Source organism: Streptomyces sp. NPDC043870 (genome assembly GCF_056435785.1).
The window spans coordinates 104,127-122,370 of the sequence record NZ_JBWKDT010000006.1; the positions used below are offsets into that span (position 1 = coordinate 104,127).

Genomic DNA, 18,244 nt, shown 5'->3' on the forward strand with positions numbered 1-18,244 from the left:
TCCTTGCGCGGTGGTGGGACGGACGGGGCTCAGGCGTCGGCATGGCCGGCGAGTTCGCGGACGAGGATCTCGGACAGCCGGCCGATTTCCTCCGGATCGAGGAAGGTGGTGGGCAGCCCGGGCAGGTCGTGCTGTACGACGGATCCGGTGATCACCTTCGACCAGCCCATGTCTGCGGGCTGGAAGCCGTCCTCGGGCAGGACGAAGACATGCGCCGGACCGTCGTACGCCGGCAGCTCCTGCGAGCTGATCGCCCTGGCGTTGGCCTGGTAGACCCGCAGCAGCCGGTGGGCGTCTTCCATGCTGCTGACGTCGTCGCGCAGCAGACCGGCCTCGCGGCTGCGGCTGAAGACGCGTTCGATCTTCTCGTCGAGCGAGTCGAGGGCCGCCAGCTCCTCGTACGTCACATCGGTGCCCTGCCCGAGCATGTGATGCACCAGGGCGGTCGGGTCCTCCAGGAGGATCCGTGGCGCCTGGTCGAAGGGGTTGGCCACGATCAGACCGAGGAAACCGACCTCCTCACCACCGGCGCGCAGCTGCCGGGCGATCTCCACGGCAACGGTGGCACCCATGCACCAGCCCGCCAGCCGGTACGGGCCCTCGGGCTGCACGGCACGCAGTTCACCGAGGTAGCGGTCGACCAGCTCCGCCATGGAGTCGAGCGGTTCCTCCCCCGGCTCCATACCGCTGGCGCGCACTCCGTGGACGGTGACCTCGCCCTCCAGGGCCCGGCCGAGCGGCCCGTAGCCGAAGATGTGGCCACCGAGCGGGTGGAAGAGGAAGAGCGGGGTGGCGCCCTGCGCGTTCAGCGGTACGACCAGCGGACGGGCGGAGTTCGTGTCCCCGCCGGCCTCCTGGTCGATGAGTGCGGCGAGCCGGCGGATCGTGGACGCCTGGAGCAGCGAGGCCACGGGCACCTCCACACCGAGCTCGTCACGGATCTTCAGTACGACGCGCAGGGCGCGCAGCGAATGACCGCCCAGGTCGAAGAAGTTGGCGTTGACGCCGATGCCCGTGATGCCGAGGACCTCGCTCCAGATCGCGGCGATCGCCCTCTCGGTGTCGCTGCCCGGGGCAGTGCTGTCGGCCGGGACGAGCGCCGCGGCGTCGCCGATGCCGGGCAGCGCCTTGCGGTCGACCTTGCCGTTCGGGGTCAGCGGCAATTCGTCGAGGAGCACCCAGGCCTGCGGGACCATGTAGTCCGGCAGGGTCTCGGCGCACCAGGAGCGCAGCTCCGTCCCGTCGACGCCGGGCGCGGCGACCGCGTAGCCGGCCAGCACGCGCTCCCCGTCGGAGCCGAGCGGGGCCGCGACGACGGCAGCGGAGACGTCCGGGTGGGCGCCGAGCCGGGCCTCGACCTCCTCCAGCTCGATGCGGTAACCGCGCACCTTCACCTGGAGGTCGACGCGCTCCAGGTACTCGAAGGTGCCGTTCTCGGCGATACGCACCAGGTCACCGGTGCGGTAGAGGCGAGCACCCGGCCGGCCGGGGCCGGCGAACGGGTCCGGGACGAACCGGTCGCCGGTCAGGTCGGGCCTGTCGTGGTACGCGCGCGCCACGCCCTCGCCTCCGATGTAGAGCTCGCCGGGCACCCCGGGGAAGACCGGGTCCATGTTCCGGTCGAGCACCCACAGCGTGGTGTTGCGGACCGGGCGGCCGATGGGGACGGTGCCGTCGCCGTCCGCCACGCGGTGCACGGCCGACCAGACGGTGGTCTCGGTGGGGCCGTACATGTTCCACACCGGCACACCGTCGCGGGTCAGCTTCTCCGCCAGGTCGCGCGGGAACGCCTCGCCGCCGCAGAGCACGGCCGCCATGCCGTACGGCCGCCAGCCGGTGTCCAGCAGCATCCGCCACATGGCGGGCGGGCCCTGGCCGATCAGGTCGGGCTCGGCCTCGATGAGGTCGCGCAGCGCGGTGCCGTCCGAGACCTGGCTGCGGGCCGCGAGGACCATCTGGGCGCCGAGCACGAGCGGCACGAACATCTCGTTCACATGGATGTCGAAGCTGATCGACGTGGTGGCGAGGTAGGTGTGCTCGTCGTCCAGCTCCAGCGCCTCGATGAGTGCGTCGAGGAAGTTCACGACCGCGCCGTGCGGCACCTGGACACCCTTGGGCAGTCCCGTGGAGCCGGAGGTGTAGATGGTGTAGGCCAGTTCGTCGCCCGACACCTCGACCGCATCGGCGCTGCGCGGGTGCGCGGCGGCCGTCTCGACGGCCAGCGGGGCCGGCTCCAGCTCGGCGGCGACCGGTGCGGACGCGGCGTCGTGGAGCACGAAGCCGGCGCCGCTGTGGGAGGCGATGTAGCGCAGCCGTTCGATCGGGTACGCGGGGTCCAGCGACACGTAGTTGGCTCCGATCCGCCAGATCGCGAGCAGGGTGGGGACGAGCAGCACCGTGCGGTTCATGCAGACGCCGACCGGGTCGCCACGGCGTACCCCGGCGTCCTGGAGATGGCCGGCGATCCGGCCCGCGGTCTGCAGCAGATCGTCGTAGTCGAGCTCGCCGTCGATCGCCCGTACGGCCGTACGGCCCGGCCTGGCCGCCCGCTCGATGCGCTGATGGACGCCACGCGGACCGTCCGAGTCCTGCCGGGGTCCGGATGCGTGCCGGGTGAGGACGGCGATGTCCTCGGTCGCGAGGGCCGGTTCCGCGAGGACCGGCGCATCGGGGTCGGCGGCGATCCGGGCGAGTACGGAGAGATAGGAGCGCGCGATGCGGGCGGTGTCGTGGTGGTCGAAGCGCCGGGCGTCGTAGCGGAACTGGAGGCGCAGTTCGGTGCCGTCCGGGTTCATGACGAACCCGGACGTGAGCGGGAAGTTGGTGTGCTCGTAGTAGGCACCGATGTCGAAGCTCAGGTCGTCCTGCTCGGTGAGTCCCTCGTAGCTGCGGAACCGCCGGAAGTCGAAGACGATGTCGAAGGGACTCCAGCCCGTCTCCTCGACCATCGCGGCCAGCGGGTAGCGCCGGTGCGGCAGGATCGCGGTCTCCTCGGCGAACACCGCGGTCACGAACTCCGCCCAGCTGCCCGCCGGGATCTCGGTGCGCAGCGGATAGGTGCTCAGGAAGAGGCCCTTGACCTGCTCGGCGTCGGTGGTCTCCGGGCGGCCGTTGCCGACGACGCCCGTGATGACGTCGGAGCGGCCCAGCAGCGCGGACAGCACCCGCAGATGCGCCGTGAGCAGCACCGTACGGACGGGGACGCGCAGGGTCGCCGCGAGGTCGTTCAGCTTTGACAGGACGGAGGAGGGAATGTCGTGCCACTCGACCTCGACGGCCGACTCCAGTTCGTCGCTGGTGCGCCGGGGCGGTACGGGAAGGGCGGCGGGCTCGGCCCCGGCGAGCCGGCCGCGCCAGAAGTCGCGCTGCCGGGGATCGTCGAGGGCGTCCAGTTCGAGGGCGATGTAGTCGCGGTAGCGGGTGCGCGGGGCGGTGAACCGCGGCGCCTCGCCCCTGCGTATCGCGGTGTATCCGGCGAACAGGTCGGTGACCGCGGAGTGCAGGCTCCAGCCGTCCATCATCGCGTGGTGGAAGGACCACCAGAAGTGGAACTGCCCGTCGTCCAGGAGGTGGACGACCATGCGGAACAAGGGCGCCTTCGCGAAGTCGAAGGGGCGGTGGGTCTCCGCGCGCCGCCACTCCTCCAGGGTGTGCTCGACGTCCGCGGCGGGCAGGCCGCGCAGGTCGGCGACCTCCAGCGGGACCTCGGCCGTGGAGTGCACCAGCTGCAGGGGCTCGCTGAACTTGGCGAGCTCGAAGGAGGTGCGCAGGGTGTCGTGGGCCGCGACGAGACCTTCGGCGGCTGCCCGGAACGCCTGCTCCTGCCACGGTCCGTGGACGCGCAGCGAGTAGATGTCGTGATAGTAGGAGGCGTCTCCTTCCAGCTCGGCGTGGTAGATCATGCCGGCCTGGAGGCGGGAGAGCGGGTAGGCGTCCGTGACGGCGCTGGTGGCTGCCCGGCGCTGTGGTGTAGCGGTGGTCATCTGTTCTCCAGAGTTCTCAGAGTCCGAGCAGCGCACGGTCGGCGGCGCTGAGCATGGTGAAGTCGGTGACGGCCGCGGCGGGTTCCTCGGCGGTGTCCGTCGGCGTCAGGGCGGCGGCGAGCTCCCGCAGGTCGCGTGCGGTGAACACCTCGTCGAGGGTGAGCCGCCATCCCCGGTCGGCCGCGGCGCCCACGACGCGTACGGCGCTGAGCGAATCGCCGCCGAGGGCGAAGAAGTTGTCTCCCGCGCCGACCGGTCCGGCCGGTTTGACGACGTCGGTCCAGATGGCGGCGAGTGCCCGCTCCTCGTCGGTCGCGGGTGCTTCGTACGCGGCGGCCTCGGGCCGCCACAGTTGCGGATCGGGCAGGGCGCGCCGGTCCACCTTGCCGGTGGCGCCGAGCGGGAACTCGTCCAGCAGCACGACCAGTGAGGGGCACATGTAGTCGGGCAGGAAGGTGCGCAGCCGCTCGACCAGCGCGGAGCCGTCGATCCGGGTGCCGGGACGCGGGGTCGCGTACCCGATCAGCTCCTTGCCGCCGCCCGGGTTCTCGTGGACCAGGACGACCGCGTCGCTGACCTCGGGCTGGGCGACGAGCCGCTCCTCGATCTCGCCGAGTTCGATGCGTACGCCCCTGATCTTCACCTGGAAGTCGGTACGGCCGAAGTACTCGAGCTCGCCGTCGGCCTGCCGTCGCACCAGGTCACCCGTGCGGTAGAGCCGGGAGCCGGGGCTGTCGGGCCCGGCGAACGGGTCCGGGACGAACCGGTCCGCGGTCAGATCGGGGCGACCGCTGTAGCCGGTCGCCAGCCCGGTGCCGCCGATGTGGAGCTCGCCGACGCCGCCCGGCGGCGTGACCCGCATGGTGTCGCGGTCCAGGACGTACAGCCGGATGTTGTCGATGGGCCGGCCGATCGGGACCGCGGCCCCGGAGTCGTCCGGTGCGGCGCTGTACCAGGAGACGTCGACGGCAGCCTCGGTCGGTCCGTACAGGTTCTCCAGCCGCGGGGTGCCGGCCGCGCCCGAAGTCACCGTGTGGAACCGGTCGCGCAGGCTGCCCTCCAGGGCCTCGCCGCTGCACACGACGAGCCGTACCGAGTCGGCGATCGAGCCGGCCTCCGGGTGTTCGAGGAGCGCGGCCAGCATCGGCGGCACGAAGTGCAGTGTCGTGACCCGCTCGCGGCGGATCTCCTCGATCAGATAGCCGGGATCGCGGTGTCCGCCGGGGCGGGCCATGACGATCCTGGCGCCCGCCAGCAGCGGCCAGAAGAACTCCCACACCGACACGTCGAAGGTGTACGGAGTCTTCTGGAGCACGGTGTCGCGGGCGTCGAGCCGGTAGGCACTCTGCATCCAGCGCAGCCGGTTGGTGATCGCGATGTGCGGTACCAGCACCCCCTTGGGGGTGCCCGTCGAACCGGAGGTGAAGATGCAGTACGCGGGTGCCTGGGGCGGCACCGCCAGGTCCAGCGGCGGCCGGGGCGGGGCGTCCAGATCGACGCAGAAAGTGTGCGTGCGGCGCAGTTCGTCCGGCACACCGCCCTCGGTGGTCAGCAGCGCCCGGACGTTCGCGGTGTCCATCATCACCCGCAGCCGCTCGGCCGGGGCACTGGTGTCCAGCGGCAGATAGGCGGCGCCGGCGGCCAGCGCGGAGAGCAGGGCCACCACCATCTCGGCGGACCGCTCCAGGTGCACGGCGACCACGTCGCCGGTGGTGATCCCGCAGGAGCGCAGCCGGTGCGCGTGCGCGTCCGCCAGACCGATCAGCTCGGCGTAGCTCAGGGTGCGGCCGGCGTAGCTGACCGCCGGGGCGTCGGGGGTACGGGCGGCCGTGCGCCGGATGCCGGTGAGCAGGTCGAGCGGTTCACCCGGGGTGAACGGCCGGTCCGGGCCCGCGGCCCGGGCCAGTTCGGCGGCCAGTTCGGCGGGCGGCAGAGCGTCGTGCCGCGCACCCGGCTGTCCCGTCACCTCCAGCAGATGGCTGATGTGGTCCAGCAGAGCGCGGACGGTGGCCGGTTCGAACAGGTCGGCGTTGTACTCCATGGTGAGCGTGGGGTGGGCGCCGTCGAGGTGGACGATCAGGCTCAGGTCGGTTTTGGCGGTCGGCCGGGCGTCGGGAACCTCCGTGACCCGCACGCCGGGCAGTTCGAGCCCGGCGGGCTCGGCCTGCTGCATCACCAGCATGGCCTGGAAGACCGGCGGGTGGTTGGCGGTGCGCTCCACATCGAGCTCGGACAGCAGCCGCTCGAAGGGGATGTCCGCGTCGGCCAGCGCACCGGCCGTCTCGGCCGCGACCGTGTCGATCAGCTCGTCGAGCAGTCCGCCGGCGGGGATGGCCAGGCGCAGCGGCACGGTGTTGATGAAGCAGCCGATGAGCTCCTGGTGGAAGGTCTCGGGCCGATTGGCCACGGCCGCGCCGAGCACCAGCTCCCGGTCGCCGCCGCGGGCCGCGACCGCCGCCGCGTAGGCCGCGGCGACCAGCGTGAAGGGGGTGACGGAGCGGCGGGCCGCCTCGGTCCGCAGCCGCTCGGCGAACCCGTCAGGCAGTACGTGCGCCTCGCGGTCGCCCCGGTAGGTCTGGCGGCGGCCGCGGGGCCGGTCGGTCGGCATGCCGTAGCGTTCGGGGGCACCGCGCAGCCGCGCGGCCACCGAGGCGAGCCGTCCGTCCGCCTCCAGGGCGGCGGTGCGCTCGCGCTGCCAGAGCGCGAAGTCGGCGTAACCGCCCTCCGGGAGCGGCGGCTCGGCCGCTCCGGGATGCCCGGCGAACACCGCGTACAGGGCGGAGAGTTCGCTCTGGAGGACCGACAGCGACCAGCCGTCGGCGGCGATGTGGTGGACGGTGCACACCAGTGCCCGGTCCTCGGGGCCGAGTTCGGCCAGCGCGAAACGGACCGCGCCGCCCGCGCGCAGATCGAGCGGCCGTGTCAGCTCCGCCCGTACGAAAGCGTCGAGGTCGTCCGGGCCTCCCAGGTTCACCGTGCGGAAGTCGAAGACGTCCGCCGCCGGGCGGGGGTGGGCCAGCAGACCCTCCGGCGTCACCTCGAAGCCGGTGCGCAGCGGCGCGTGGCGTTCGGTCAGCCGCAGCAGTGCGGCGCGCAAGGCGTCGGTGTCGAGCCGGCCGCGCAGCCGGAAGCACCATGGGATGTTGTAGACGCCCGGTTCGGTGCCAGTCATTTCCTCCAGGAAGAACATCCGCTCCTGGCCGAGCCCGGCCGGGTAGGGGCGGTCACCGGTGATACGCGGCGACGGCCGGCCGGCGTCCGGGGACTGCCGTCCGATCCAGTCGGCGAGCACGGCGGGGGTGGCCCGGTCGAGCACGACCTGGGCGGGCACCCGGACGCCGAAGCGCTTGCGCAGCCGGGCGGCGACCCGCATCGCGAGCAGTGAGTGGCCGCCCAGCGCGAGGAACTCGTCGTGCACGCTCGTCCGTGCCACGCCGAGCACCTGCTGGAAGATCTCCAGGACCGCGGCCTCGTCCGCCGTGCGCGGGGCGACGATCTCCACCTCGGGGCAGCTGTCGGAGGGCTGCGGAAGGGACCGCCTGTCCACCTTGCCGTTCGGCAGAAGCGGCATCCGGTCGAGGGTGACCAGCCGGGCGGGCACGAACGCGGGGGGCAGCAGCGCGGCGACATGACGCAGCGCCTCGGCCTCGTCCAGCAGCGTCCCGGGGGCGGGCACGACGTAGCCGACCAGCCCGTGGCCGTCGTCGCTCTTGACGACCGCCGCCTGTTCGACGCCCGGGTGGGCGCGGAGCGCGGCCGAGATCTCGGCGGGCTGGACGCGGACTCCGTGCACCTTCACCTCGTCGTCGGCGCGGCCGAGGATGTCGATGAGCCCGTCGGCGCGCAGGCGCCCCAGGTCGCCGGTGCGGTACAGCACGTCGGCCGGGTCGTCGCGGAAGGGGTTCACCGCGAACCGGTCGCCGGCGGGCCCGTCCGTCGCGCTTAGGGCCTCTCGTTCGGATCTTGCCGGGCTCGCGTGCCCTGGCACCGCACCTCGCTGCGTTGTCGTCAGTCGCCAATGCTCCGCAGTGGCTCCTTCCTCCGCCTTGCGATGCACGGCATCAAACCCCGCTCGCTGATCCGGCCTGATCCGAACGAGAGGCCCTAGGTAGCCGAGCGAGCGGTGCGGGGTGCGGATGGTGAGTTCACCGGTCTCGCCGATGCCCGCAGGGCGGCCGTCCTGGCCCAGCACGGCGACCTGTGTCTCGGGCAACGGCCGGCCGATCGGCTGCACACCGTCGGCCGGGTCGGCGGGGACCTCGTACCAGCACTTGGCGAGGGTCGTCTCGGTGGGACCGTACAGATTCACCACGCGAGCCGTCTCACCGAAGTGCCGTCGCCACCGGGTCACGGCCTGCCCGGTGAGCGGCTCACCGGCGAACAGCACGGCCCTGAGGGCCTGCGGACGGGGCGCCGCATCGGGGTCGTCCGCGTGCTCGGCGACCAGCAGGTCGGCCAGGCTGGGCGTGATGTGCAGCGTGGTGGCACCGGACGCGGCGAGCCAGCGCAGGGTGGCTGCCGGGTCGTCCAGGTCGGCCGGGTCGGGCACGACGAGTGTCGCGCCGGAGACCAGCGGTAGGAACAGATCGCGCAGCACGACGTCGAAGCCCGGGTTGGTGCGCCAGGCCACGCGGTCGCCGGGGGCGGTGGCGAGCGCGTCCCGCTCCCAGGCGAGGAAGTGGCCCAGACCGCCGTGCCGGCCGAGTACGCCCTTGGGGACACCGGTCGAGCCGGAGGTGAAGAAGATGTACGCGGGGTCGTCGGGGGCCGGCAGCGGCAGGTCACCCGCCGTCCCTGGCACGGTGCCCGACGCTTCGAGGAGCGCGCCGAGATCGCCGTCGCCGAGGTGCAGGGCGGGGCCGGCGAGGCCGAGTACCGCCTCTCGGCGAGCCTGCGGCAGATCGGGCTGTACGAGCAGGAGCACACCACCGGCCCGCAGGACGGCGAGCGCGCCCAGCACGGTCCGCAGGGAGTGGGGGGCCTCGAGCGCGACCGTGTCCCCGGCCCGTACACCCCGCTCGCGGAGCCGGGCAGCCGCCCGGTCGGCGCGGCCGGTCAGCTCGCGGTAGGTCAGCTCTTCCCCGGGGGCGCTGACGGCGAGGCCGTGCGGGTCTCGGGCGGCGGCCGCCCACACCTGCTCGACCACCGAGGAATGCGGCGACGAGACGAGCGGCGCGGACAGCGCGCGCAGGCTCTCCCCGGCCCCGTCCAGGGCGAATCCGGCGACCGGCAGCTCAGGAGCGGCGATGCCCTGCGCCAGCAGTCCGGTCAGGGAGGCGGCGAACGACGCCGCGTCGGCGGTGGTCAGCGCGGCGGTGCGGTACAGGAACTCCAGACGCAGCCCACCGTCCTGCGGCCAGCCGTAGACGCACAGGTCGGCGCGGGCCCGTACCGGGGTCTCCTCCCAGCTGAGGCGGCGAGTGGTGCAACCGGGCAGCCGGAGCTCGGCGCGCTCGCGGGGGAACAGGTTGAGCATCAGATTGCTGCGTGCCTCGGCACCGCTCTCCGCCCAGCGGGCGCGCAGCGCCTCGGCGGGGATGTCGGCGTCGTCATACGCCTCGAACGCCAGGTCCCGCACCTGGTCGACGAGTTCGGCGAAGGTGCGGCCCGCGGGCATGCCGGCCGTGAGGTAGAGGCTGTTGAGGCAGGGACCGATCACGTCGCGCGCCCACGCCGATGCCCGGTTGGCGTACGGAAGCAGTACGCCGCAGTTCTCCTGGTCGCCGAGGCGGGCGGCGGTGGCCATCAGCGCGGCAAGGATCACGATGACTTCGGACGCCCCCCGCGCGCGGCCGAACCTCCGTATCTCCGCCAGCTGTTCCGCGTCCAGCAGCACGTAGTGGCGCAGCGCCTCGGACGGATCGCCCTGCTCGCGGCGGGTGGCCGAGCGGGGCAGCGGGACGGGCTGCGGCACCGGCAGCCGGGCGGCCAGCCGCGCCACACGCTCAGCCTGACCGGGCCGGGCGAACAGCTCGCGCTGCTCCTGGGCGAAGCGCTGGTAGGGCTCCGGGGCGCCGGGGAGCTCCGTGCCCTCGGTGACATGCCGGTACGCGGCGAGCAGCTCCGCGAAGAACGACTCCTCGGAGCCGCCGTCGAAGACCAGATGGCTGATGACGAGGAGCAGCAGCGTGTCGCCGTCCGCGCCCTCGTCGCCGGCCGGCGCCCAGATGCGGGCGCGGATGAGCGGCTGCCCGGGCGGGAAGGGCCGCAGCGACTCCTCGTACGCCTCGGCGTACGCCTGCTCGTCGCCGGTGCCGTACGAGATGTCCACAGGTATGTCCTGTGTCTCGTGGCTGCGGGTCAGCAGGAGGGTGTCTCCGGCCTCGTCCCAGTCACAGCGGGAGAGCAGGACCGGGTTGCGGACGGCGACCAGACGGAGCGCCGCGCGGAATGCGCCGGGGTCGACGGGGCCGGCGATCCGCCAGGCCATGGGCAGGTTGTTGGCCACCGGGCCGGCTCCGAGCTGCTCCAGCAGCCAGAGGCCTTCCTGGGTGTAGGAGGCCGGAACCGCCGCCGTGGTGACGGTTGTCTCGGACATGCGTGTGACCTTCCGTGCGGATGCAGAACGGTGGATCGGTGGGTCGGCGGATCGGTGATCGCGCGGAGCAACGGGCGGATCAGCTCAGGGCGGATCAGCTCCGGGCGGAGAGCGTGACCGGCACGGGACCGGCGACGGCCGGGCGCACCCACACCGGGCGGGTGACGAACGAGATGGTCCCCTCGGCCACGACGAGGCCCCGGACGTACTCCTGATGCATCCGTGCGCCCTCGGGCACCTCGACGCTCACCCGGAGCTCTCCCGTGCCGTCGGCTCCGAGCTCGACGAAGCGCGGCGAGGGGAAGTCCATTCCGTTCTTGGCCGCGTTGGCCATGAAGATGCCGACCGCCACCTTCTCCGGACCGGCCCCCTTCCCCGCGACGGGCGCCAGCCGGAACCGCAGGGCGATGTCCTGGGTCTCGCCGCAGCGCCAGATCTCCGGAGTGTCGACGACCATGCCGGTGACAGGGGTACGTGCGTCGGCGTCGCGGATCATGCCGCAGCGCGGGCACACCTGGGCATCGCGGCCGATCCGGCCGATGATCGGGTGGGTCGCGCCCTGCCGCACGAGCAATCGCGCGCAGTACGGGCACTCCTCGTCGGCGAGCTCCGGCGAGTGCAGCTCCAGCGTCTCGCCCCATACGTCGTTGTAGTGCTGAAAGCTCTGGACACCGCGCTCGAACAGCGCCTCGGCCAGGGTGAGTTCGGCCCGCTCCACCCCGGTGGTGATGGCTCCGATGCGCCGCCTGATCCGCTTGATGTCCCCCATCAGCGCGGCGCCGTGCAGCGCCTGCGAGAGAGAGGCGACCTGATCGCGGACGTTGACCAGCATGTTTCCCTGGCGGGAGTACTTCAGGCCGGTGAAGGCGACGTCCTCCAGGTTGGTCATGGCGCGGCCCATCGCCTGGAGCGTCTGCTTCAGATGCGGTACGGCGGTGAGGTCCAGCCCCTCCGGCGCCTCGTCGCCGAGCACGGCCGCCCCACGCCCGGACACGTACAGCACATGGGCGCTGCTGCCGGTGGACTCCTCCGCGGCGAGGGCTACGGCGGCGGCGCGGACACCGCCTCCCTCCACGCTGGGCTCGCCCTGTGCGAGGAGGAACTCGCCCCACTGCGCCCCGGGTTCGGCGCCGCCCTCGGCGACGGTCAGCCAGGGCAGGCCGAGCAGTGTGTAGTACGGCAGGTCGACGCGCTCGTAGCGGAGGTGGTCGTTGATGAGCGTGGCGGCCTCGCCCAGCGTGCGCCCGGTGCCGCAGGCCGTGTGAAAGATGTCGTTGACCTTCAGCAGACCGTTGATGACCTGCCCGGTGGCCAGGTACGCGGCTGCCGTGCCGCGTACGAAACCGTGCGGCATCAGGTACTCCTGGGGATACAGCCCCTCGTTGACCCGCATGCCCATGCAGGAGTTGGCGAACAGCACGTCCGCCGCGATCCCGCCGGACAGGATGATGTTCTCGTTCGCGACCTCGGGCCGGTAGCAGCGGCCGGTGAAGGCACAGACCGGAGCGTGCGAGGCCGACGGCGAGCCGGGGTCGATGGTGTGCGCGCCGATCGGGCAGATCACGGTGTCGTTGAGGTGGATCACGTCGTCGCGGCCGTGTGCCACCAGGGAGACCGCCGCCGTGTGCGTGTCCAGCAGCAGCGGCCGTACGACCTCGGCCTTGGCATCGTCCTGGAGGACCCAGGTGCCGGTCCCGTAGCGCTTCGAGATCCGCTGCACGGCGGGCCACACCCGCAGATGCTGCTCGGTGGGGGTGATGCGGTGGGGCAGGGCCAGGCCCTTGGCGACGATCCAGCTGAGCTGCTCCAGGTCGGCGCCGACGACCATGCCGAGATGACCGCCCTCACCTGCGGAACGGTGCTCCCATAGGCTGTCGTGCATCCGGGTCAGCGAACGCTCGTCGATCTCGTCGGCGAGCGACACCACGAGGACGTGGCGGGCGGTGCCACTGGTCGCGCCGATGGACTCCGGCCGATCGAGCTCCTGGCCCCGGCCCTGGACGGCCTCGGTGAGTGCGGCGGCGAGTTCGGCGGCCTTGGAGCCGGCCGGCCAGACCACCAGGATCTCGCCGGGGTCGGGGGCAGGTCGCTGCGGCTCCGGCCTGCTGAGCTCGATGACGGCCTGGTGGGCGGGGCCCGGTTCGCCGAGCACGGGCACGGGCGTGCCGGGGCGGTGGTCGCGCAGGGCGGCCAGGTACGCGTCGGTGTGCGTGTGGAAGGTGAAGGGCGCGTGCGTCACTGGGAATCTCCTGCGGAGTTGGCCGCAAGGGCGGGCTCGGTCGTGGAGGTGATGGGGGTGCCGGCGGAACCGGTGGACTCAGGGATCGGCTCCGGCTCGTTGACCACCGCGTTGCGCACCAGCACCAGGCTCAGCAGACCCGGCGCGCCGGCGACGACGGCCATGGTCAGTACGAGCGCGGAGTAGTGACCCCCCGCGAGCAGCGGACCCGCGACGAACGAACCGACCGGCACCGCGCTGTGCATCAGCGTGCGCATCAGCGTCATGGTGCGGGCGCGCAGCACCTCGGGCGTGCGCTGGTAGCGGACGCTCTGCGAGGAGACCGTCATCACCATGGCCGGAATGCCGCAGATCGCCTGGCCGATCAGGATCAGCACCGGATCGGCGCCGAGCAGCAGCAGCAGACCTCCACCGGCGACGAGCTGGAGGAGCCCGATACGGACCATGGGGCGTACGGCAGGCTTGACCGCGCCGGCGATCAGGGAACCGACCATCTCGGCGCCTGCCAGCACACCGACGATCAGACCGAGCATCGTGGCGCCGCCGGGCAGCCGCTCGTGGGCCAGCCACGGCTGGGTCACGATGAGCATGCCCATCGCCATGTTGAAGGCGGTGAACGCGATGGTGATCACCAGCATCACGCGGTCACCCACCAGGAACCGGAGTACCGGTCGCCACGAACTGCGCTCGGCCTCGGTGCTCTTCCCGCTCGCTTGCCGTGTTTCGGACTCCGGCCGGTCGAGCCGGGCCTTCATGCTCATCACGAGGCCGGCGAAGACGAGATACGAGACGGCGTCCAGGCCGAGCACCCAGTGCCCGCCGATGAACGGGATCAGCAGGCCGCCGAGCGCCGGCCCGGCCAGACCGGCGGCTCCGTAGGCGACCGCCTCCAGGGCGATGGCCGTGTCGAGCTGCTTCTTGGGCACCAGATCGGGAAGGACCGCCGGGATGATGCCGATCGGCAGGATCTTGAAGAGGCCGTAGACGGCGGCGACGGCATAAAGGTGCCAGACGCTCAGGGCGTCCATGACGTACAGCAGCGGAACGGCGGCCATCGCGGCGGCGCGCACCACCGAGTCGAAGACCAGCAGCTTGCGGCGGGAGAAGCGGTCCACCACCTTGCCGGCCAGGATTCCGCCGAAGAGGACGGGCGCCGAGTAGCAGACACCGAGGACGGCCAGCGTCTTGGCGCCTCCGGTCGAAACGGCGATCCAGGCCAGCGCGGTCCAGGTCGCGCCGTCGCCGAGCAGGCTGATGACGGCGCCGATCCACAGCTTGCGGTAGTCGCGGTTGCGGAGAACCTCAAGGTAGTTGCGCACGGCTACTTCACCGGACCCTTGCCGCTGAAGGCAGCGGCCGCGGCGTCCGAGAGCGTGCCCCGGAACAGCTCGGGGAGCCCGATGGACACGCCGTGGCGATCGGCGAGCCATGCCTTGAGCTCGATGGCCATCATCGAATGGCCGCCCACGTCGAGAAAGTTGTCCTCTCCGCTGATCCACCGGTCGCCCAGCTGCTCGCGCAGTCGGCTCAGGATCGTCTCCGTCAGTTCGGAGAGCGTGATGGGGTCGCTGGTCACGGTCATGTCCGCAGGTCCATTTCCTTGGCGATCATCTGGGTGTCGGTCTTTCCGTTCACCGTCAGCGGCAGCTGCTCAAACCACTCGAAGTGGCCGGGAAGCATGTACTGGGGAACCCGGGAGCGCAGTTCGGTGCGCAGCGTCCGCAGTTCCAGGGGTTGGCCCGAGCGGGTGGTGTAGCCGCAGGCCAGTACGGGACGACCGGAAGTGCCGAGCACCACCACGGCCGCCTCGGTGACATCGGGCACGGCGGACACGGCCGCCTCCACCTCGCCCAGCTCGATGCGATGGCCGCGGATCTTCACCTGGCGGTCGGCACGGCCGAGATAGACCAGCCGCCCGCCGCCGGTGTCCTCGACCAGATCGCCGGTCCGGTAGAACAGGGCGTCGTCGAGCAGGCCCAGCGGATCGGGCCCGAAGCGCTCCGCGGTCGTCCGTGGACGGTCCAGATAGCCGGCGGCCACCTGCGGTCCCGCGACCACGAGTTGACCCCGTTCGGTGGCACGACCCGTCTCGTCCACCACGCGGGCGACGAAGCCGGGCAGCGGCCGACCGATCACGGACTCCTCCCCGGCCAGGTCCGCCTCGGTCAGGGGGTGGTACGTGGTGTGGACCGTGGCCTCGGTCAGCCCGTACATGTTGATCAGCCGCGGGCTGTCCAGGCCGAACCGGTCGCGCCAGCGGCGCAGGGCCGGCATCGACAGCCGCTCGCCGCCGAACACCACGTAACGCAGGGGGAGTCCGGCGCCCTCCGGGAGCTGGTCCATGAGGGCACGGGACATCACGGAGAAGGCGGTCGGGGTCTGGTTGAGCACCGTCACGCCCTGCTCCAGCACGATCGACGCGCAGGCCTCGGGCGACAGCTTGGTCCAGCGGTCGAGGACCACGAGCGTGCCGCCGTACAGGAGCGGGCCCCACAGCTCCCACACCGAGAAGTCGAAAGCGATCGAGTGGTACAGCAGCCATGTGTCGTCCGGGCCGAACGTGAACAGCCCGTCCGCCGCCTCGAACAGCGCCTGGACGTTGCGATGGGTGATGGGCACGCCCTTGGGCCGGCCCGTGGTCCCCGAGGTGTAGATGACGTAGCAGTCGTCTCCCGGCCGGCCGGTCGCCGCGTCGAACTGCGGCGCGTCCGCGTCTCCGGCGGTCCCGGTCACGTCGTCGGCGGTGACCGTGTACACACCGGGCGCCCCGGCCCCCGCGTCACCGATGACGGCGCGAGGCCGGCAGTCGTCGAGGATGAGGCGGTTGCGCTCGGCAGGGTTCTGCGCGTCGAGCGGTACGTACGAGGCCCCGCATCGCAGCACGGCGAGCAGACACGCGATCGCCTCGGTCGAAGGCTCCAGGCAGAGGGCCACGTGGTCACCCGCGCGGACCCCGGCGCAGTCCACGAGACGGGCGGCCAGGCGGCGCGAGGCCGCGGCCAGTTCGGCATACGTCGTCCGGTGCGCACCGGACACGACGGCGGTCGATTCCGGGTACGCCGCGGCGACGTCGTCGAATCTCTCGACAAGGGTGCGATGGGTGGCGTTCATGACACGTGGTTCCGCCTTCGGGGTCGGGAAAAGGGCATAAGGGCAGCCCGAAGCAGCCGTATCGGCAGGGAAAGGGAGAACGGAGCGCGGGAGAGGCGCTGTCAGAGTTCGTCGGTGGCGTACCGCGCCCACAGGGTGTCGAGCATCTCGACAGGAAGATCCGCGGCGTACTGGTCGATCACCCAGTCGTCGAGGGAAGGTTCGCAGGCCAGGGCTCGGCGGAGGATCACACCTGCGGTGTGCTCCGCCTGCTCCAGCGTCGGTGCGAGAAGATAGAGGACGAGTGCGCAGCCGCCCGGTGTCGACTGAATCCAGTGATGCTCCAGCCGGCCCTGCGGGCCCGCAGCCGCGCTTCGGAGCAGTTCACCGATGCGTCGCAGGTCGGCGGCATTGTCCTCTGCTCGTGGATGCAGCAGCCGTGCAGAGATGACATACATGCGGCCTGGCTCTCGTCGGATCGATGCGGCGCGGAATCCGGTCAGCCCCAGATGTTCCCGTCCTGGTTGCTCGCCGCCTCGGCAACGGGGGCGGCCTCCTCAGCGGTCTGCGCCACGCTCGGCACGGCACCGAACAGAACGAGAGCGGCAGCGGCGACAACGCGAACGATGAGCTTCATCGTGGATTCCCCCTGGTATTCGCTGCCCCGGCGTGCTTGCCCGGGCATGTCCATGAGTCTGCTCGCCCCGCAATGCGGAAGCTATGACTTCGGGGTGTCCCAAACAGGCCGCGACCCAATGCGGAGCCGACGGGCCATGTCGGCCTCAACCGGGGTGCGGATGCCCCTGGTGCGGACCTCCCGGGGCTGGAAGGTGAGCGCCGTCGACGCGCTGCAGCCGCGACGCTGTCGTTGTCAGGCCGAGAACAGGACCAGGCCGGCCGCGACCGATCCCAGGACCGCACCGCCGTAGCAGAAGAGGCTGATCGCTCTGCCGTGCGCCCTGAGCTGCAGACCGTCGTACAGCGTGTAGCGGAAGCGATGGGCCCAGTGGAAGAGGCACAGCACGCACAGCCCGAACAGGACCACGCGCGTGAGTGGGTGCCGCAGCACAGAGAGCAGATGGGCGTGGTCGGGCGGCGAGAGCCAGCCCAGGGGGAAGGCGATACCGAAGAGGAACAGCAGAACGGGGACGAGTAGGGCGGCGGCCATGCCGCCCGCGCCGAACAGCAGCCACAGCAGTGGTTCCGGCGATCTCCTGCTCATCCGCTTGCTCATTGCGCTACCCGTCCAGGATCAGCCACGCGGTGGCCGCCGACAGCAGCGCCCACAGCAGGTAATGCAGGGCCAGGATCGATCCTGGCCGGACGCGTCTGCCGCGCAGCCGCACCACCACGGCCCGTGGTGCCAGGCCGAACCAGGTGAGGGTGTGCAGCAGTACGAAGAGCAGGGCGATCGTATTCAGCAGGATCATCCACCAGTTGGCGCCCCAGTCCTGGAACCGCTTGTACTCCCCCGGCCCTTCGGCGACCGCACCGACCAGAAGAAGCAGGAACACGACGAACCAGGCGACGAAGACGCTGCTGAGCTCCCGCAGGACGAAGACGACGTAGGCGCGTCGCCCCAGCCACCAGAAGACCGGGACCGGCTTGCGGTACAGCGCCGGCCGTGGCGTCTGGCTCATCGCACCCCCCGTGGCCAGAGGAAGTCCTTGAGCGACTGCGTGGCCGCCGTGAGCTTGTAGCGCTGGATGGCACCGGCCGGGTCGACGCCTTTGGGGCACGCGCTGGTGCATTCGCCGACCAGGGTGCAGGCCCAGACGCCCTCGGCGGAGTTGAGGACGTCCCGCCGGTCGGCGGCTCCCTCATCCCGCGAGTCGAGGTTGTAGCGCTGCGCGAGAGCGATGGCCGCCGGGCCGATGAAGTCGGGATCGAGTGCGTACACCGGGCAGGCGGCGTAGCAGAGCATGCAGTTGATGCACATGCTGTACTGCTTGTATTCGTCCATCTCGTCCGGCGTCTGCAGATACTCGCCTTCGTCGGGCGGTTTGTCCTCGGCGCGGATGATCCAGGGTTTGACCTCGGCCAGCTTGTCCATGAAGTCGCCGATCTCGACGATGAGATCGCGGATGACGGGAAAGTTGCCCAGCGGTTCGATCCGCACCGGACCGGGCGCGGAGTCGGTCAGGAAGGCGGAACAGGTCAGCCGGGGCTCGCCGTCGACCGTCATGCCACAGCTGCCGCAGATGCCCATGCGGCAGGACCAGCGGTAGGACAGCGTGCCGTCGAGTTGATCCTTGATGTGATTGAGCCCGTCGAGAACCGTCCATTCCTTGCGCAGTGGCACCTCGTAGGACTGCCAGGTCGGTTCGGTCTCCTGTTCCGGCCGGTAGCGGGCGACCTGGAGCGTGATCCGGTCCGTGTCACCGTCTGTCATGA

At 71.3% G+C, this 18,244-nt stretch carries 11 protein-coding genes; all 11 read right to left on the minus strand.

What is annotated here, in order from left to right; translation table 11 throughout:
• Positions 1–29: 29 nt before the first annotated feature.
• The 11 genes from AC0699_RS10495 to AC0699_RS10545 all read right to left on the minus strand — a co-directional run bounded on the left by AC0699_RS10495 (position 30) and on the right by AC0699_RS10545 (position 18,242).
• Positions 30–3,983 (minus strand): non-ribosomal peptide synthetase, encoded by a 3,954-nt coding sequence (locus AC0699_RS10495; protein ID WP_478658149.1) that lies wholly within the window; start codon positions 3,981–3,983, stop codon positions 30–32.
• Positions 3,984–3,999: 16 nt separating this feature from the next.
• Positions 4,000–10,521 carry an amino acid adenylation domain-containing protein gene (locus AC0699_RS10500; protein ID WP_478658151.1) on the minus strand — a complete coding sequence of 2,174 codons (6,522 nt, stop codon included), beginning with the start codon at positions 10,519–10,521 and terminating at the stop codon, positions 4,000–4,002.
• A gap of 94 nt (positions 10,522–10,615) precedes the next feature.
• Complete coding sequence (locus AC0699_RS10505; protein WP_478658153.1) at positions 10,616–12,760, minus strand: hypothetical protein; 2,145 nt, start codon at positions 12,758–12,760, stop codon at positions 10,616–10,618.
• On the minus strand, positions 12,757–14,079 hold the full coding sequence (locus tag AC0699_RS10510; protein ID WP_478658155.1) for an MFS transporter: 1,323 nt from the start codon (positions 14,077–14,079) through the stop codon (positions 12,757–12,759). The genes AC0699_RS10505 and AC0699_RS10510 overlap by 4 nt, the downstream gene beginning before the upstream one ends.
• Before the next feature lie 2 nt (positions 14,080–14,081).
• A complete protein-coding gene (locus tag AC0699_RS10515) occupies positions 14,082–14,342 on the minus strand; it encodes an acyl carrier protein (RefSeq protein WP_478658158.1) in 261 nt (86 codons plus the stop codon).
• Positions 14,339–15,871 (minus strand): amino acid adenylation domain-containing protein, encoded by a 1,533-nt coding sequence (locus tag AC0699_RS10520; protein WP_478658160.1) that lies wholly within the window; start codon positions 15,869–15,871, stop codon positions 14,339–14,341. The genes AC0699_RS10515 and AC0699_RS10520 overlap by 4 nt, the downstream gene beginning before the upstream one ends.
• Before the next feature lie 101 nt (positions 15,872–15,972).
• Entirely contained in the window at positions 15,973–16,308 is a 336-nt protein-coding gene (locus AC0699_RS10525; protein WP_478658162.1) for a hypothetical protein, read from the minus strand.
• A gap of 41 nt (positions 16,309–16,349) precedes the next feature.
• Positions 16,350–16,487, minus strand: coding sequence for a hypothetical protein (locus AC0699_RS10530; protein ID WP_478658164.1), 138 nt, complete (start codon positions 16,485–16,487; stop codon positions 16,350–16,352).
• A 234-nt stretch (positions 16,488–16,721) separates the two neighbouring features.
• Positions 16,722–17,072: a fumarate reductase subunit FrdD gene (gene frdD, locus AC0699_RS10535; RefSeq protein WP_478658166.1), complete on the minus strand. Its 351-nt coding sequence runs from the start codon at positions 17,070–17,072 to the stop codon at positions 16,722–16,724.
• A gap of 16 nt (positions 17,073–17,088) precedes the next feature.
• Positions 17,089–17,490, minus strand: a complete 402-nt coding sequence (locus AC0699_RS10540) for a succinate dehydrogenase/fumarate reductase transmembrane subunit (protein ID WP_478658168.1) — start codon at positions 17,488–17,490, stop codon at positions 17,089–17,091.
• Positions 17,487–18,242 carry a succinate dehydrogenase/fumarate reductase iron-sulfur subunit gene (locus AC0699_RS10545; protein WP_478658170.1) on the minus strand — a complete coding sequence of 252 codons (756 nt, stop codon included), beginning with the start codon at positions 18,240–18,242 and terminating at the stop codon, positions 17,487–17,489. The genes AC0699_RS10540 and AC0699_RS10545 overlap by 4 nt, the downstream gene beginning before the upstream one ends.
• Between the last annotated feature and the right edge of the window lie 2 nt (positions 18,243–18,244).

Coding starts and splice junctions, on each gene's coding strand:
- AC0699_RS10495 (WP_478658149.1), bottom strand. CDS start 3,983: ATGACCACCGCTACACCACAGCGCCGGGCAGCCACCAGCGCCGTCACG.
- AC0699_RS10500 (WP_478658151.1), bottom strand. CDS start 10,521: ATGTCCGAGACAACCGTCACCACGGCGGCGGTTCCGGCCTCCTACACC.
- AC0699_RS10515 (WP_478658158.1), bottom strand. CDS start 14,342: ATGACCGTGACCAGCGACCCCATCACGCTCTCCGAACTGACGGAGACG.
- AC0699_RS10520 (WP_478658160.1), bottom strand. CDS start 15,871: ATGAACGCCACCCATCGCACCCTTGTCGAGAGATTCGACGACGTCGCC.
- AC0699_RS10525 (WP_478658162.1), bottom strand. CDS start 16,308: ATGTATGTCATCTCTGCACGGCTGCTGCATCCACGAGCAGAGGACAAT.
- AC0699_RS10530 (WP_478658164.1), bottom strand. CDS start 16,487: ATGAAGCTCATCGTTCGCGTTGTCGCCGCTGCCGCTCTCGTTCTGTTC.
- frdD (WP_478658166.1), bottom strand. CDS start 17,072: ATGAGCAGGAGATCGCCGGAACCACTGCTGTGGCTGCTGTTCGGCGCG.
- AC0699_RS10540 (WP_478658168.1), bottom strand. CDS start 17,490: ATGAGCCAGACGCCACGGCCGGCGCTGTACCGCAAGCCGGTCCCGGTC.
- AC0699_RS10545 (WP_478658170.1), bottom strand. CDS start 18,242: ATGACAGACGGTGACACGGACCGGATCACGCTCCAGGTCGCCCGCTAC.